Below are 16,453 nucleotides of genomic sequence, written 5' to 3'. Positions count from 1 at the left end.
AAGAGTAAGGTAGGGTTATGATTTCAGGCATTTTAGTATCACCGGGTATCGCTTTTGGTAAAGCACTTTTGCTGAAAGAAGATGAGATTGTCATCAACCGGAAAAAGATCTCTGCTGACCAAGTGGAGCAGGAAGTCGAACGTTTCAAATCTGGGCGGGCCAAAGCGTCTGAGCAGTTAGAAGCGATTAAGACCAAAGCTGAAGCAAGCCTCGGCGAAGAGAAAGCTGCCATCTTCGAAGGGCATATCATGCTGTTGGAAGACGAAGAGCTTGAGCAGGAAATCATAGCCCTCATCAAAGATGAGCATGCCTCTGCTGATGCAGCCGCTTATTCAGTGATTGAAGGGCAGGCAAAAGCCCTGGAAGAACTGGATGACGAATACCTGAAAGAACGTGCGGCTGACGTGCGTGATATCGGTAAACGCCTGCTGAAGAACATTCTCGGTCTGACCATTGTTGATCTGAGTGCCATTCAGGATGAAGTTATTCTGGTTGCCACCGATTTGACGCCATCAGAAACCGCACAGCTTAATCTGGATAAAGTGTTAGGGTTTATCACCGATTTAGGTGGCCGTACCTCTCACACCTCGATTATGGCTCGTTCGTTGGAACTCCCTGCTATCGTCGGCACCTCCGATGTGACCAAACAAGTCCAGAATGGCGACTATTTGATCCTTGATGCAGTAAACAACAAAGTCTATTTAAACCCAACTGCCGATATTATTGAGCAGTTGAAAGCGGTGAATACTCAATACATCACCGAGAAAAATGATCTGGCCAAATTAAAAGACCTGCCTGCTATCACCCTTGATGGCCATCAGGTTGAAGTGGTTGCCAACATCGGTACTGTGCGTGATATCGCCGGTGCTGAACGTAATGGCGCTGAAGGTGTTGGTCTGTATCGTACCGAATTCCTGTTTATGGACCGCGATTCTTTGCCTACAGAAGAAGAGCAGTTCCAGGCATATAAAGCCGTTGCTGAAGCGATGGGCTCTCAGGCTGTTATCGTCCGTACCATGGACATCGGCGGCGATAAAGATTTGCCGTATATGAACCTGCCGAAAGAAGAGAACCCATTCCTGGGCTGGCGCGCTATCCGTATTGCTATGGATCGCAAAGAAATTCTGCACGCACAGCTGCGTGCAATCTTGCGAGCCTCAGCATTTGGCAAATTACGTATTATGTTCCCGATGATTATTTCGGTTGAAGAAGTACGTGAACTGAAAGCAGAACTTGAACTGCTGAAAGGCCAATTACGTGAAGAAAACAAGGCCTTCGATGAAACTATCGAGGTCGGTGTAATGGTTGAAACACCTGCGGCGGCGGTTATCGCTCGCCATTTAGCTAAGGAAGTTGACTTCTTTAGTATTGGGACAAACGATCTAACTCAGTATACTCTGGCAGTAGATCGTGGCAATGAGCTGATTTCTCATCTCTATAATCCAATGTCGCCATCGGTATTGGGCCTGATCAAACAGGTTATTGATGCATCTCACGCTGAAGGTAAGTGGACCGGTATGTGCGGTGAACTTGCTGGTGATGAACGTGCTACACTGTTGCTATTGGGCATGGGGCTGGATGAGTTCAGCATGAGTGCGATTTCGATCCCACGCATCAAGAAAATTATCCGTAATACGAATTTCGAAGATGTGAAGGTGTTGGCAGAGCAGGCATTAGCTCAACCAACAGCGAAGGAATTGATGGATTTGATTACCACATTCATCGAAGAAAAAACACTCTGCTAATTCCACGATACTGGAACGCTGCCCGATATAAATACTTAGGAGAAGATCATGGGTTTGTTCGATAAACTGAAATCACTGGTTTCAGATGACAAAAAAGACAGTGGTACTATTGAAATCGTTGCGCCATTGTCTGGTGAAATCGTCAACATTGAAGATGTTCCTGATGTTGTTTTTGCAGAGAAAATCGTTGGTGATGGTATTGCTATCAAGCCTTCAGGCAATAAAATGGTTGCTCCTGTTGATGGCACCATCGGTAAAATTTTCGAGACTAACCATGCTTTTTCTATCGAATCAGACAGCGGCATTGAGCTGTTCGTCCACTTCGGTATTGACACTGTTGAACTGAAAGGCGAAGGCTTCAAACGCATCGCTGAAGAAGGCCAGCGCGTCAAGAAAGGTGATGTGGTTATTGAGTTCAATCTGGCCCTGCTGGAAGAGAAAGCCAAGTCTACATTGACGCCGGTTGTTATCTCCAACATGGACGAGATCAAAGAACTGATTAAGTTGTCCGGTAGTGTCACCGTTGGTGAAACACCAATTATTCGTATCAAGAAGTAATCTCATACGAATAAAAAAACGGCGCCTAAGGGTGCCGTTTTTGTTTTCTGCTATTACCGTTACTGTCAAACTACTCCACTGCAAGCCAACGTGGAATCCGTAGTGTAATCACCAATCCCCCCTGCTCACTATTGCGTGCTTCAACCTGCCCGCCATGGGCCTGAATCACCTTACGCGTAATGGCCAATCCCAAACCATAACCTTTGCCAGACATCGCCGACTTAACGCGCACAAAGGGGTCAAAAATACTGGATAACTTGCTCTCTTCAACGCCTGGCCCTTGGTCAGCAACCTGAATCTGATAACTCTTATCCACCAATGAAAGTGTCACTTTTACCTGTTGCCCATGAACGGAGAAACGCAGCGCATTGCGGACAATGTTATCAATAGCCCGTCGCATCAATTCAGCATTACCTCTGACGGTGTACTCGATAGGGGGCAACACCTGTAGCAAGATCTCAACGCCCGGCACCTGCGCCTCAAAGCGCGCATCATTTACCACCACTTTGACCAGCTCATGCAAATCGAAATACTCGTCATCGTCAGCAAGATCGTGGTTTTCAGCTCGTGAAAGTGCCAGCAACTCACCAATCATCTTATCCAACCGTTCCGATTCATGCTCAATACGTTGTAATGAGCTTTCAACATTGCCAGGATTCTGGTGCGCTAAGCCAATCGCCAGTTGCAAACGCGCCAGCGGGGAACGCAACTCATGGGACACATCATGCAGTAGTTGTTCCCGCGCACTGACTAGAGCTTCGAGCCGTTCGGCCATTGAGTCAAAGTCACGCGCAACTTCAGTCAGCTCATCATGACGCCGCCGCATTACCGGCAGCAATCGTACCGACAAATCCCCCTGTGCCACCCGTTCAAAACCGGCACGCAACTGGCGCATCGGCCGCGTTAGATTCCAGGCTAATAACGCGCTAAAGAACAAACCGCCTAATACGCCCATCCAAATCATAGGGATAGGAATATTCAGTATTTCATGGCGCTTTTCATCGGGGCCACCCTGCTGATTAACGGGGCGCAAGCCATCGATGTCGTAACTGACACGATAGTTTTGTCCATCAGGGCTTTGGGCCCAAGTGGTAACCTCACGACGATAAAACTCAGGTTCACCGCCTTGGGGAATCGATTCCCCGGTAAGCGCCTCTTCAGTCAGCGGTGGCAGCGCCGCCACCGGTAATACAGAAAAATAGGCTTTATCAGCCTCCGACCAGTTAGCTGTCATGGTACTTAGCGCAGGCAAACCACCGGAATGTAATACCGACGCCGCCGAGGCAACCTGTAATTTGGCAATTTGCCGCACCATTTCACGCTCAGGGGGTTCATGGCGATTGCCATAAAAGGAGAACACCAGCCACAGCATCTGGGTCATTAAAATAAAGGTAAACCAAAAACCCAGCAGGATTTTCCAAAACAACCGTCCGCGCATAAGCAATCTCACTCCACCCAAGGCTATTATCTGATGCGATAACCAATACTACGTACCGTTTCAATATTCAGATTGTTCCCCGGCAGGGCTGCAAGTTTTTGACGTATATTGCTGATATGCACATCAACACTGCGGTCATAGGCTTCCCGTGGTCGGCCTAATCCTTTATCGGATAACTCATCTTTGGTAACCACCCGCTCTGGTGAACGCAACAGCAGTTCCAACAAGTTAAATTCCGATGCAGTCAGATCAAACGGTTTACCCTGCCATTCACTGCTGCGCGTTGACGGGTTGAGTGTGAGGTCGCCATGGCTGATGATACTGTCATCGGCTGACGGCACCTCAGGATGTTCATCAAAGCGGCGCAATACTGCGCGCAAGCGGGCGACTAGCTCGCGGGGATAACAGGGTTTAGGCATATAGTCATCTGCCCCCATTTCCAGACCGATAACCCGGTCAATATTATCCCCTTTAGCGGTTAACATAATGATCGGTAAGCGACTTTTTTTACGCACTTGCCGCAAAACATCAATACCACTCATATCAGGCAACATAATATCGAGGATCAAGGCGGTATAGTCTCCAGATAAGGCTGCGGCAATACCCGCTTTACCGGTTAATACCAATTCGGCATTAAAGCCCTCACCGCTCAGGTATTCTCTCAGCATAGTGCCCAGTTCCACATCATCATCGACTAACAAAATCTTCATTTTTAACTCTCCTGCCTGATTTCGGCTATTTTCATGCCTATTTGACTCGCGCGCAGCCGGTTTTACTCAATCCTTACATATTCTTGAATCTCACTTAACTCACACTCATCGGTGTTGGCGGTAAATTATCCCCCTGCATTTGGTTTCACCGTTCTCTTCATTGTGGTTCAAGGATCTTTGATTGATTATGCAACAGGTTACAAGGTCGAAACGACGCTTTATCGGGCTGGCTGTACTGCTGCTGATAGCGGGCGGCGTGCTGCTATTCAGATTGATTTCACCGGCGGATAAACCCGCTTACATCACCGCCGCCGCCGAAACTCGCACTCTGGAACAAACTGTCTTGGCTGATGGCACCATCAAGGCACAAAAACAAGTCACTGTTGGGGCTCAGGTTTCAGGGCAAATCAAAGCGCTCCATGTCACCCTAGGACAGCAGGTTGAGAAAGGCCAGTTAGTGGCTGAAATTGATGACCTGACTCAGCAAAATACCCTGAAAGATGCCGAAGAAGCGCTGAAAAATGTGCTCGCCCAACGAGCGGCGAAAGTGGCAACACAGAAAAACAACCTATTGACCTACCAACGGCAGCAGCAAATTTTGGCCAAAGGTCTCGGCGTACGCGCTGATTTTGATAGCGCCAAAGCCACATTAGAAAGCACTCAGGCGGAAATTACTGCGCTCGATGCCCAGATTGCACAGGCGGAAATTGCCGTCAGTACCGCCAAACTCAATCTTGGGTACACTAAAATCAGCTCACCCATCACAGGTACAGTGGTGGCAATCCCGGTTGAAGAGGGGCAAACCGTCAACGCAGTACAAAGTGCGCCAACGATTATCAAAGTCGCTCAGCTCGACACCATGACGATAGAAGCACAAATTTCTGAGGCTGACGTGGTGAAAGTTAAAGCCGGTATGCCGGTTTACTTCACTATTTTAGGTGAGCCGGAAGAACGATTCAGTGCCACGCTGCGGGCAATAGAACCGGCGCCTGATTCGATCAACGATGAAACCACCACCACCTCATCCAGCTCAAGTAGCAGCTCCAGCTCCAGTAGCACTGCCATTTATTATAACGGCCTGTTTGATGTTGCTAACCCAAATGGCGCGTTACGAATTTCAATGACCGCGCAGGTCTACATCGTGCTCAACAAAGCCGAGAACGCCATCGTTATCCCCGCAACCGCATTAAACAACGTAAAAGGAAAGTATCAGGTCCAAGTGGTGAGCAACAACGGCAACATCGGTTGGCGTGAAGTGACCGTTGGGCTAAATAACAATGTTGATGCACAGATCCTCTCAGGCCTGCAAGCCGGAGAACAGGTGATCGTCAGCCAAGGCAGCAGTACCACCGCCAACAATAAGGCCCAACGTATGGGGCCACCGATGGGGATGTAACTGATGCCAGACCTCAACCACAGTAAGATCTTACTTCAGCTTGATAATGTCAGCCGTGAATTTATTAATGGCGAACAGACGGTTCAAGTGCTGAAAAATATCAATCTAACTATTTACAGCGGAGAAATGGTGGCGATTGTTGGCGCATCAGGCTCCGGTAAATCAACGCTAATGAATATTCTCGGTTGTCTGGATAAACCCAGCGCAGGCGAATATCTGGTCGCTGGCCGGATCCCACAACATTTGGACCGTGATGCGCTCGCCGAACTGCGCCGTGAACATTTTGGCTTTATCTTTCAGCGCTACCATCTGCTAAATGATTTGAGTGCGCGGGAGAATGTGGAAATTCCGGCAATTTACGCCGGTATCAATCGCGAGGAACGTAAAAAGCGAGCCGCCAGCCTGTTGTCTCGCCTCGGTCTGGCCGAGCGGCTGGATTATCGCCCAAGCCAGCTTTCCGGGGGGCAGCAGCAGCGGGTCAGTATTGCCAGAGCACTAATGAACGGCGGGGAAGTTATTCTGGCCGACGAGCCCACCGGAGCACTTGATACTCACAGTGGTAATGAAGTCTTAAATATCCTGAAAGACTTACACCAGCAAGGCCACACCGTGGTAATTGTCACCCACGATATGTCGATTGCAGAACATGCGCAGCGAATTATTGAATTGAGAGATGGCGAGGTCATTGCTGACCGACAAATGCAGTCGACAAAATCAGTAAGTACAGCAACCGTCGAACAAGAACCAGACATTGCCAGTAAACCACTACTCACCTCGTGGAAAGCGCAGCGCGACCGCCTACAAGAAGCGTTTAAAATGGCAATACTGGCGATGGCCGCACAGCGTTTGCGCACCGTACTGACCATGCTGGGGATTATTATTGGCATTGCCTCGGTGGTATCGGTGGTGGCACTAGGAAAAGGTTCGCAACAACAGGTTTTGGCGAATATCAACGCGATGGGGACCAGCACGCTGGAGATTTTCCCCGGCAAGGATTTTGGTGATATGCGCTCAGCGGCAATCCATACTCTACGGGCGACCGATGCGGATGCCCTGGCACAACAAGGTTATATTCACAGCGTGACACCAACGGTTTCGACCAGCACCACGCTACGTTATGGTAATAAATCGGTCAGTGGCACCGTCAATGGGGTCGGTGAGCAATATTTTCTGGTGCGTGGCTACAATATCAACCAGGGAATGGCCTTTAACCGCGCTAGCGTCGATGGCCTGATGCAAGAGGCAGTCATTGATGAAAACACCCGCGATAAGCTGTTTGCCCAAGGCGAAAACCCCATCGGAAAAGTTATCTTACTTGGCGCTCTGCCCTGCCGCGTGATTGGTGTGGCGGCCAAGAAACAAAGTGGTTTTGGTAGCGACGAGAACCTCAATGTGTGGATCCCCTATACGACGGCGATGAAACGTATGCTCGGCCAATCTTATCTAAAGAGTATTACCGTGCGGGTGAACGATGATATTGACCTGGCGAATGCTGAACAGGGTGTAACAAAATTGCTCACTCAACGTCACGGGACACAGGATTTCTTCGTGATGAATACCGACAGTATCCGTCAAACCATTAAGAAGACCACCTCAACCATGACATTGCTGGTATCAATGATTGCGGTTATTTCTTTGATCGTTGGTGGTATTGGAGTGATGAATATTATGTTGGTATCGGTCACCGAACGTACTAAAGAAATAGGTGTGCGGATGGCGGTTGGTGCCCGTGCCAGCGATATTATGCAGCAGTTTGTGATAGAGGCGGTATTAGTGTGCTTATTGGGCGGTGGCCTTGGCGTAATATTATCGCTAGCAATCGGCCTGATATTCAGTCAGTTCAGTAGTAACTTTTCAATGGTTTATTCAACAACATCCATCATGATGGCCTTTATATGTTCTAGTTTGATTGGGATTATTTTTGGTTTTTTCCCCGCCAAACGGGCCGCCGAGATGGACCCTATCAGGGCTTTAGAGCGGGAGTGAAGATGATTGGGGATATTAGAATCATCATCTATATCCCCTTCAATAGACTAACAATCAATACAATCTCGATATTATTTATCGATAAAATAGAGAAACATAAAAATAACAGCAGCCTATATCAACAACAAAGTAAATCATGACCAACCAGAGCATCAGATATAACTCAATCATAACCGCCATATTATTATAAGACAATTCCCACAAAACAAGATTGTTCTTAATAATAGCAAATTAACTTTATTAAATTTAAGCTAACAGCCTGAAGAACCTTTACACCTCTAATTACCTACGGTAATGTGTGGCTATACATATTAAAATACCAGACCATGCTAGGCCTAGTATTATCTATTTTTTATAATACACGTATAAATATCTCTATCCTTTTGGCGTAGTTATTTTCGTCATATTGGTATTCCACAATCTATTTTTGCTTTCAGCATACTGGGTGCTGTAAATCAGGGGCGGTAGCGTGGACAAACCAGATTAAATTTTTGGACAACAACAGATGGCTCGTAGTGGTTTCGAAGTACAAAAAGCTGCCGTTAACGCTTTGTTTCTAAGGGAAATTAAAACTAGATTTGGCAAGTATCGGCTGGGTTATCTTTGGGCGGCGCTAGAGCCTATGGCTCACATGCTCATGCTACTAGGCATTTTCGGCTACATTATGCAGCGTACCATGCCAGATATTTCCTTCCCGGTTTTTCTGATTAATGGGATTGTTCCCTACTTCGTATTCATTAATATCAGTAACCGGTCGATTGGTGCTATAGAAGCCAACCAAGGCTTATTTAACTATCGCCCGGTAAGGCCGATAGACACCATCATTGCGGCTTTGTTGAATAATTCGGATTTAGATAAAAGCGCCTCTCGTCACTGACTTCCTCAGGCAATCCGCACACTTTCTGGCATCCCTGCACGCGTCATTTTGTTTAAGGCACGGATCATGGCCATAGTTTCTCCAACCTGCGCATCGTAATCCCTCAACGTAAGATGCCCACCAAACAGCTGTTTTACGCGGTACATCGCCGTTTCGGCCACTGAACGCCGGTTATAAGCCGTGTGCCATTTCCAGTACGCATTGCTCCCAGTAAGCCGTTGCCTCGCCACCGCCTGATTTCTGTCGGCATACTCCACCGGCCAGTAGCCGGCGCGCGTTCGCGGCGGGATAAGCGCCTTAATTTTCTTGCGCCGCAACTCGTCGTGGCACCGCTTTGTGTCATAAGCCCCGTCGGCACAGGCAGCCCTGATTTTCCTGTGCGTCTGACGGATAAGCCCCGGGAATGCCTCTGCATCAGTCACGTTGTTTAGGGACAGGTCAGCGCAGATAATCTCATGCGTATCAGCATCCACCGCCAGGTGCAGTTTCCGCCAGACGCGGCGCTTTTCCTGGCCGTGTTTTTTCACCTTCCACTCACCCTCACCGAAGACTTTTAAGCCGGTGGAATCGATAACCAGATGGGCAATTTCACCGCGTGTTGGGTTTTTGAAAGGGATGCTGACGGATTTAGCCCGCCTGCTGACGCAGGAATAATCCGGGCAACGGAGCGGGAGCTTCATTAGGGTAAAGATGGAGTCAATGAATCCCTGCGCAGCGCGAAGTGTGAGGCGAAAAACGCGTTTGAGCATCAGAACGGTTGAAATGGCCAGCTCAGAATAACGTTGCGGACGACCGCGTAAAGACGTGTTGGGCTCGTCATACCAGGCCTGAATGGCCGACTCATCAAGCCAGAATGTCAGTGAGCCCCGATTGACAAGCGCCTTGTTGTAGGTGGCCCAGTTGGTGATTTTGAACTTTTGTTTTGCCACGTGATATCGCTGCAGGATCAGGAGTGTGGTGATCTGATCCTAACTACGGCCAAAAGTTCGATTTATTCAACAACGCCCATCATTGCCCGCGCTGTTTTAGAATCATTAATTTATGCGGTAGTTTACATCTTACTGATGGCGATCGTCGGCCTGCTTGGCGAGGAGTTTGAAGTCATTAACCTTATTTCGCTGGTTCTAGTCTGGTTAATGCTAATCATTTTCTCCTGCGGCGTCGGTCTGAGTTTTATGGTGATAGGAAAAACCTTCCCCGAAACCGAGAAGTTTCTACCCATTCTGTTAAAACCGCTCTACTTTATTTCCTGCATTATGTTTCCGCTCCATTCAATTCCAAAGGATTACTGGCCGTACTTACTGTGGAATCCGTTAGTCCATGTCGTTGAGCTATGCCGTGAAGCCGTCGTTCCGGGTTATGTCAGCGAAGGTGCCAACTTATACTATCTGGCCTTCTGTACGTTGGTCAGTCTGTTTGTTGGGCTTGTGTTGTACCGTAACGGTGAAGAGGCGATGCTAACCTCATGATCAGAATTGAAAATCTAACCAAATCTTATCGTACCCCTGCTGGGCGCCATTATGTTTTTAAAAATCTGCATGTCGAGTTCCCTGCTAATAAAAGTGTGGCCTTAATTGGTCGCAATGGTTCAGGTAAATCAACGTTATTACGTGTCATCGGTGGTATCGACCGGCCTGATAGCGGCAAAGTTATTACCGATAAAACGATCTCCTGGCCAGTAGGACTAGCAGGTGGATTTCAGGGGAGTTTGACCGGGCGTGAAAATGTTAAGTTTGTCGCCCGCCTGTATGCAGCAGACCGTGAATTACGAGAGAAAGTAGCCTTTGTTGAAGAGTTCGCCGAGCTTGGCAAATACTTTGATATGCCAATCAAAACCTACTCTTCCGGCATGAAATCCCGCCTGGGTTTTGGCCTGAGTATGGCATTTAAGTTTGATTACTATCTGGTGGACGAAGTCACCGCTGTAGGGGATGCGCGCTTTAAACAAAAATGTGCAGACCTGTTCAAATCCCGCCACCAGGAATCAAGCTTTCTTATGGTTTCCCATAGCCTCGGTTCACTGAAAGAGTTCTGCGATGCCGCGCTATTTATTGGCCGAGATAATCAGGTGAAATATTTCGAGTCAGTAGATGAAGCGATTGCGGTTTATAAAGTGGATGAGAATATTCAGCCTAAATCTTAGCTAATTACTTAAAAAATACCAGGATCGGAGTCAAAATGAAGATTACCATTATTGTGCCTTTGAGAGTTACTGAAGGTGTATATCAGGCAAAGTCACGATTAGAAAGTATAATAAGAAATGTCCCAGTGGAAAAATTCAATATCATAATTGTTGACTATGGTACCCCAAAGAAATTCATGGGGGTTTTAAACGGTTTGGAAAAAAATAACGTCTCGATTCTTAGATATGAATCAACTAAAGAAATATTTAATATTGGGCATGCAAGAGATCTAGGCGTTCAATATTCCAAAGATGATGTAGTCTTGTTTAATGATATCGATTTTTTCGCATCAACAAAGATGTATAATCATATTTATGAAGAAGTAATATCTCGAAATATGCATAACAATGGCTATGATTTTTTCTGCGTCCCGGTATTCTTCCTTTCAGAAGATGGGACTAAAACTAGCCAAGAATTAAGCGAAAACAACCCTTATGCGGATAGAGTAATTCAACGTAAACTGATTGAATCCCATGATGGATTTATTGAATTTCCAGCATATGGTAGCTCTGCTATCGTAGTAAATAAAAATCACTATTTAGGTATCGGTGGACATAGTCGAGAGTTTTTTGGACATGGTGCGGAGGATTATGACGTATTGCATCGGTTGTCATCGTACTACATCAAAGGCCCAAGAACTGCTGATTATTATGTTGATACGAAAAGTAATGATATAAAAAATTATAGAGGTTTTAGAGCTTATTTTGCTTTGTATGGGATCGATATTTTTTCGAAAGGAATATTTTTCCTACATCAATGGCACCCTAAAAGGATTATACCGGGATACCATCAATCAAAAAGAAACTTCGCTCTCTTAGAAAACCTAATGATAAAATTTGACCGAAATAGAGAGCAACCATTACCGTTAAGTAATCTAGCTAGTAATGAAACATCATTAGTTCTCTTGGATACAAAATCGCAGACATTCAAAGCGATTCGTCATGCATTACCTGGCCTCGGTAAGATAACGATCTTATCTGAAACTAATTTCACTAATCCAGAAGATTTTATTAGCTTTATTATAAAAAACGAAATTAATAAAGTTCTTATGCTTAATCCTTATGGCAATGAACATCGTTTATCTTTATATCGTGAATTGAAAACAAAAATATACCATATTTAGTTTTTGATCGAGGGGCACTACCTAATTCATGGTTCTTTGATCCTAATGGATTTAATTATGATAGTAAAAGCTATCACCCAGATTTATGGGATAAACCACTTACCCACGAGCAAAATGATGAGATAGAAGAATATCTTTTCAATTTGAGAAATAGTGAAGATACTCTAGAGCATAATGCACCAAGAAAATCTGCACGGTTCTTACGTGAGCTATATCAGGTAGGGAACAGAAAAATACTTTTCGTACCGTTCCAAAGGCCTACAGATACCGTTACAACATATTTCGCTGGCCCTGCCGAGTCAGTTTTAGATTTTCAAAACTGGGTAAACTACATATCCAACAACCTTCCAAAAAGTGAGTGGGTGATTATTTGCAAAAACCATCCACTGGAGAAAGAGTTACCAAGAATCGATGGCGTAATATATGCAGACAATGATGCGCATGTACATGATCTAATAGCTTTATCGGATAAAGTATTTTTAATGAATTCAGGTGTCGGCCTTATAGCACAGGCTTTCGGTAAACCAGTAATATGCGCTTCACATGCATTTTACTGCCATGATGACATTGCATTCTCAGTATCTACTCAGGAGGAAGCACTAAATAAAATAAAATCAAACCTAAATTTATCACATGAGAAAATAAATAGATTTTATTGGCATATATTGAAAAACGTGTATTCTTTTGGCCAATCAAAATATAGAAAAACCAAAGCAGTCGATGGCACAGATAGAAGTATCGTACAGGAAATAATTTTCGAAGAAATAAGACTTGGTCCTGATAAAATACATTTGGGCTCTGTATTAAAAGGAGTTTCACTTGATGCGCCATTGTTTTCTTCATTCGGTGGAAGAGATAGCATTAAAAGAACAGTAAAAAAACCAGCCCCGATATCTAAACCAGCATCTATAACGAAACCGACCCCTATAACAAAACCGGCACCAAATGCTAAAGTAATCCCTTTGAATAGAAGCAGTTTCAAAGGAAAACTTAACAAGCTAATAAAGAATCCAAGTTTATTCATTAAAGATGCTATTATTAATAAAAAGCAAAAAATTTAAAATTAGCAAGATGGATTTTAAATTATTATTTATCTCATGTTTGATATGGGTATCCATATCAAACATTTAAATTAAGAAATCATGCCAGCCAGAATATATTAAACCAATAAATTATAATATTATTAAAACCTCTGTCACTTGACATATATTCGTAACATCTAAATAAATATTATTTAATAGGTATGTGAAAGAAGCTTATTTTGAGGAAAAAATGTCCATAAAACCAAACAAATCTGTATCAACAATTGCCAAGTCAGCTATAGTTCCACATATTGATAGTGAACAATTCGAACACCCCGTACATATCGGACCAAACTGCGCAGTACGCTCAGAAAAAATTGGGAGGTATACATTTATCAATGCCAATACTATAATTTTTGACATGGTTGAAATTGGTCGATTTTGTACGTTTGCGCGCGGATGTCATATTGCTGCTGTCGAGCATCCATTTCACTTTTTATCTTCTAGTTTTTACCGAATATCAAATAATTGGTTCCCGGATGATCCTATTCATAAAGCAGCAGCGAAAATACGTAATAGACCCGCGCCTGATCGTAAACGTGCAATAAAAACCGTTATAGGAAATGATGTTTGGTTTGGTGCCAATTCATTGATTCTTAAGGGTATTAATATTGGCGATGGTGCTGTAATCGGAGCCGGTGCTGTAGTAACTAAAGATGTTCCACCTTATGCTATTGTTGCTGGCAATCCAGCTAAAATAATAAAGATGCGATTCGACAGTGAAACGATCTCGAAACTTATTTGTATTAAATGGTGGGATTTGGAGTTGTCTATTATTGAAGTATTACCTATGGATGATATTCAAAAATGCATTAAAATAATAGAGGAACTTAAATGATTGCATCAAGTAAAATAATAATTAGCACTACTCTATAGTATTATCTATAGATGCATAAACAAATCTAAACACTAGATTAACCATTTAATTGAAATGTATTTCTGCAAAATGTAAATTGACGAGTCTCATATGACACATTTTTTATAGTAATTATTATTAATCACATTCCCTATGGTTTTTTTCCCTAAAAATTTTTCTCTCATAGAAACTGGTTGTGAAATTTGTTTTTCTGGAATACCATCAAATTTATTGCCAGTTATCTTATTATTATCACCTTCAATTTTTATCGACTGTTTATTTCGGCAAAAAACATTATTAATAACAGCATTATTGTTCGCAAAATCCTCATAATATTTCGATTCAACATCCATTGCCTTATCCCCACAATCCCATTTAGATAAGTTAAGACTTTGCCGAGAAGAAATCCAAATACCTACATCTTCATTATAGAATAAATTGTTTTCTATAATGTTATTATCACTATGTTGCCATCTTATCACTGACTTTCCCGAACTATATTTTTCACTACAGTTCTTATATAAATATATTCCTCCCGTTGCATTTCCAATAAATTCGTTCCCCTCAATTACATTATGAGCTGATGAATCGATTGCTAGTCCTTCTCTACTTTTCTTACCAGAAGAAGAATATCCGTTATTTATGATTTTATTATTAATTACTTTATTATTTTTTGATGACTCTTCTAAGTAAATCCCCACGCCCCCATTATCATTAACAATAGAACCATCTATAATTGCATTTGTAACATAATCATCAATATATATCCCAACCCCACCATTTTTTTCTACATGAGATTTCGAAATTTTAATATCTATTGGGGATTTATGATAATTATCTTCGTAGTCAGTGCTTAATTCTTCCTTTGGAATACCAGAGGAAACACCAATGCCACTATTTTTAAATCCTGTGACACGACAATTTTTAACAGTAACATCTCTTATAACATTTCCTTTCCCGATGATCATAATTCCATTATTTTTTTCCCCATCACCTTCAATTGTTGCACCATTACAATCTAATGTTGTGCCACTCAGTGTAATAGATACATTCGTATGGTAAGTGCAACTTCCATCTAATGTGATTAATCCTCCTCTATCTAACTGTCCTTGGGATATTCTACAATCACTAAGAATATTATCATCAGCGCTCACATTAAATGAGAACGACACCCAAAATAATAAAGTTACAATGATAAACTCAAATAACAAAACATTATTAATATTATTTTTTTCATAAAATTCCTTTACTATTTGAGATCAACAAAAGTACTCTTCTGCATTTTTTAGATCTACAGAGTTTTTTTGGACAGTTTCTTTTCCATAATAAACCGCATTAATCTGGGTGTTTCTCAGTATATATAGCCGGAATTTTTTGAATAACTTCATATCTGGCTTGAAATCAGACTGCCAAAATTGATTGAGGTGCCCCTGAAACGTTAACCCTTTCATGTCATACAGCGCGTTACCCATAACGATCAACGGCTTGTTATGAATAAGGGCTGATAACCCAGCCGTGCTGTTAATCGTTACCACCGCCTTGGCGTGAGTCAGTAATTCCGGCATAGGCAAATCGTGTACATATTTTACCCGCTCGCTGATGTTGTACTGCTTACCGAGTTTACGGATTAATGGCCCGTACAGGCGATGCCCCCGGTCCATAGGGTGATGTTTGATAACTAACCACTGGTCACTACAGGCTTTTTTTGAAAATGAATACATTACGTCATTGATGTAATCACGCACGTCGTTGTATGGGCTGTGGTTGCGAATCTGGCTATCATTGTAGACCTGTAAAACCACCAGATGGTAGCGCTGGTCAAGCTCGCCCTGTAGTTGACTCAGCACTTTTCGTTGCAAGAATCGGTACCACTGTTTACGCGCGGCAGCACGTATCCAGCAACGGGCTTCGTACCAAGGTGAAAAGGATTTATGGTGACGATATTGCGGGAATTGATGGCGGTAAAACCAGCCCGCCAGATAATAACCGATGCAACGGCGTACCCGCAGACTAAAGCATGATGTCAATTTTTTGGCGACCGGTGCTTTAATTTCTGGCAACTTACGGTAGAAATCAGGATTACGTGGCAAGGCGGAAAACGCATTCACCCCGCCCTCTTCGAGGGTAATAAAATGCGGGCGGAGGTAGCCTTCCTCAAACGCCAGAAAACGCACCCCTTTGGTCTGCGCCCAAAGCCTGGCAACTTGGTGTAGCGGGCGGCAATCACCAAAACACAAAATAGTGTCGAAGTGGTAATCTTGCCAGGTATCTTTCAACCAGGTGGGGAACTCTTTCGGCGTCTGCCTGAACACCAAATAGTCACGCTTACGGCAATAAAACTTGTCACCGCCGTTGAATACCACGTTCACCGCTTCGCACCCCTGAGATTCAAGCCACTCAGCGGTATCACTGAAATAAGGTCCCATCGGGCCTTGTAACAGTAGGTACTTCTTGCCAGCAAGAAGTGTTGTCAGTGCACGGCAATCTGTAAGCATAAAC

General features: G+C 43.9%; 14 protein-coding genes and 1 pseudogene. 10 read left to right on the top strand and 5 right to left on the bottom strand.

The genetic code is table 11. The annotated features are described in order from the left end of the window. Positions 1-17 precede the first annotated feature (17 nt). A complete protein-coding gene (gene ptsI, locus V1955_RS05790) occupies positions 18-1,745 on the top strand; it encodes a phosphoenolpyruvate-protein phosphotransferase PtsI (RefSeq protein WP_372559580.1) in 1,728 nt (575 codons plus the stop codon). A gap of 48 nt (positions 1,746-1,793) precedes the next feature. Then, positions 1,794-2,303: a PTS glucose transporter subunit IIA gene (gene crr / locus V1955_RS05785; RefSeq protein ID WP_004392561.1), complete on the top strand. Its 510-nt coding sequence runs from the start codon at positions 1,794-1,796 to the stop codon at positions 2,301-2,303. A gap of 70 nt (positions 2,304-2,373) precedes the next feature. Here the strand turns inward: crr and V1955_RS05780 are convergent, their stop codons facing one another. Then, positions 2,374-3,741, bottom strand: coding sequence for an ATP-binding protein (locus V1955_RS05780; RefSeq protein ID WP_442820628.1), 1,368 nt, complete (start codon positions 3,739-3,741; stop codon positions 2,374-2,376). 26 nt (positions 3,742-3,767) lie between these two features. Further along, positions 3,768-4,451: a response regulator transcription factor gene (locus tag V1955_RS05775; protein ID WP_083163427.1), complete on the bottom strand. Its 684-nt coding sequence runs from the start codon at positions 4,449-4,451 to the stop codon at positions 3,768-3,770. 187 nt (positions 4,452-4,638) lie between these two features. On the opposite strand from V1955_RS05775, the gene V1955_RS05770 reads away from it, so the two are divergent. The 3 genes and pseudogenes from V1955_RS05770 to V1955_RS05760 all read left to right on the top strand — a co-directional run. Beyond that, complete coding sequence (locus V1955_RS05770; RefSeq protein WP_083163425.1) at positions 4,639-5,847, top strand: efflux RND transporter periplasmic adaptor subunit; 1,209 nt, start codon at positions 4,639-4,641, stop codon at positions 5,845-5,847. Between the two features lie 3 nt (positions 5,848-5,850). Continuing rightward, positions 5,851-7,833 (top strand): MacB family efflux pump subunit, encoded by a 1,983-nt coding sequence (locus V1955_RS05765; RefSeq protein WP_442820627.1) that lies wholly within the window; start codon positions 5,851-5,853, stop codon positions 7,831-7,833. 505 nt (positions 7,834-8,338) lie between these two features. Continuing rightward, positions 8,339-8,662: pseudogene (locus V1955_RS05760) on the top strand (ABC transporter permease); the annotation flags it as partial. Between the two features lie 53 nt (positions 8,663-8,715). Here V1955_RS05760 and V1955_RS05755 read toward each other — a convergent pair. After that, a complete protein-coding gene (locus V1955_RS05755) occupies positions 8,716-9,639 on the bottom strand; it encodes an IS5 family transposase (RefSeq protein WP_226717630.1) in 924 nt (307 codons plus the stop codon). A gap of 33 nt (positions 9,640-9,672) precedes the next feature. Between V1955_RS05755 and V1955_RS05750 the strand changes: the two genes are divergently transcribed. From V1955_RS05750 to V1955_RS05730, 5 genes are all read left to right on the top strand, one after another. Next, positions 9,673-10,179, top strand: a complete 507-nt coding sequence (locus tag V1955_RS05750; RefSeq protein ID WP_442821423.1) for an ABC transporter permease — start codon at positions 9,673-9,675, stop codon at positions 10,177-10,179. Next, entirely contained in the window at positions 10,176-10,853 is a 678-nt protein-coding gene (locus V1955_RS05745) for an ABC transporter ATP-binding protein (protein ID WP_420073965.1), read from the top strand. Before V1955_RS05750 ends, V1955_RS05745 begins: the two co-directional genes overlap by 4 nt. A 35-nt stretch (positions 10,854-10,888) precedes the next feature. Continuing rightward, entirely contained in the window at positions 10,889-12,016 is a 1,128-nt protein-coding gene (locus V1955_RS05740) for a glycosyltransferase (RefSeq protein WP_442820626.1), read from the top strand. Between the two features lie 143 nt (positions 12,017-12,159). Beyond that, positions 12,160-13,077, top strand: coding sequence for a capsular polysaccharide export protein, LipB/KpsS family (locus V1955_RS05735; RefSeq protein ID WP_442820625.1), 918 nt, complete (start codon positions 12,160-12,162; stop codon positions 13,075-13,077). 211 nt (positions 13,078-13,288) lie between these two features. Then, a complete protein-coding gene (locus V1955_RS05730) occupies positions 13,289-13,936 on the top strand; it encodes a CatB-related O-acetyltransferase (protein WP_442820624.1) in 648 nt (215 codons plus the stop codon). Positions 13,937-14,061: 125 nt separating this feature from the next. Here the strand turns inward: V1955_RS05730 and V1955_RS05725 are convergent, their stop codons facing one another. Both V1955_RS05725 and V1955_RS05720 read right to left on the bottom strand, forming a co-directional pair. Next, positions 14,062-15,108, bottom strand: coding sequence for a right-handed parallel beta-helix repeat-containing protein (locus tag V1955_RS05725; protein ID WP_442820623.1), 1,047 nt, complete (start codon positions 15,106-15,108; stop codon positions 14,062-14,064). Between the two features lie 105 nt (positions 15,109-15,213). Continuing rightward, positions 15,214-16,449 (bottom strand): capsule biosynthesis protein, encoded by a 1,236-nt coding sequence (locus V1955_RS05720; protein ID WP_420073820.1) that lies wholly within the window; start codon positions 16,447-16,449, stop codon positions 15,214-15,216. Positions 16,450-16,453 lie beyond the last annotated feature (4 nt).

The sequence above is a fragment of the Yersinia sp. 2545 StPb PI genome, assembly GCF_052217125.1.
Taxonomy (GTDB): Bacteria; Pseudomonadota; Gammaproteobacteria; order Enterobacterales; family Enterobacteriaceae; genus Yersinia; species Yersinia enterocolitica_E.
The sequence above is the reverse complement of the archived record's forward strand: the minus strand, read 5'-3'. Positions and strand labels throughout refer to the sequence as shown.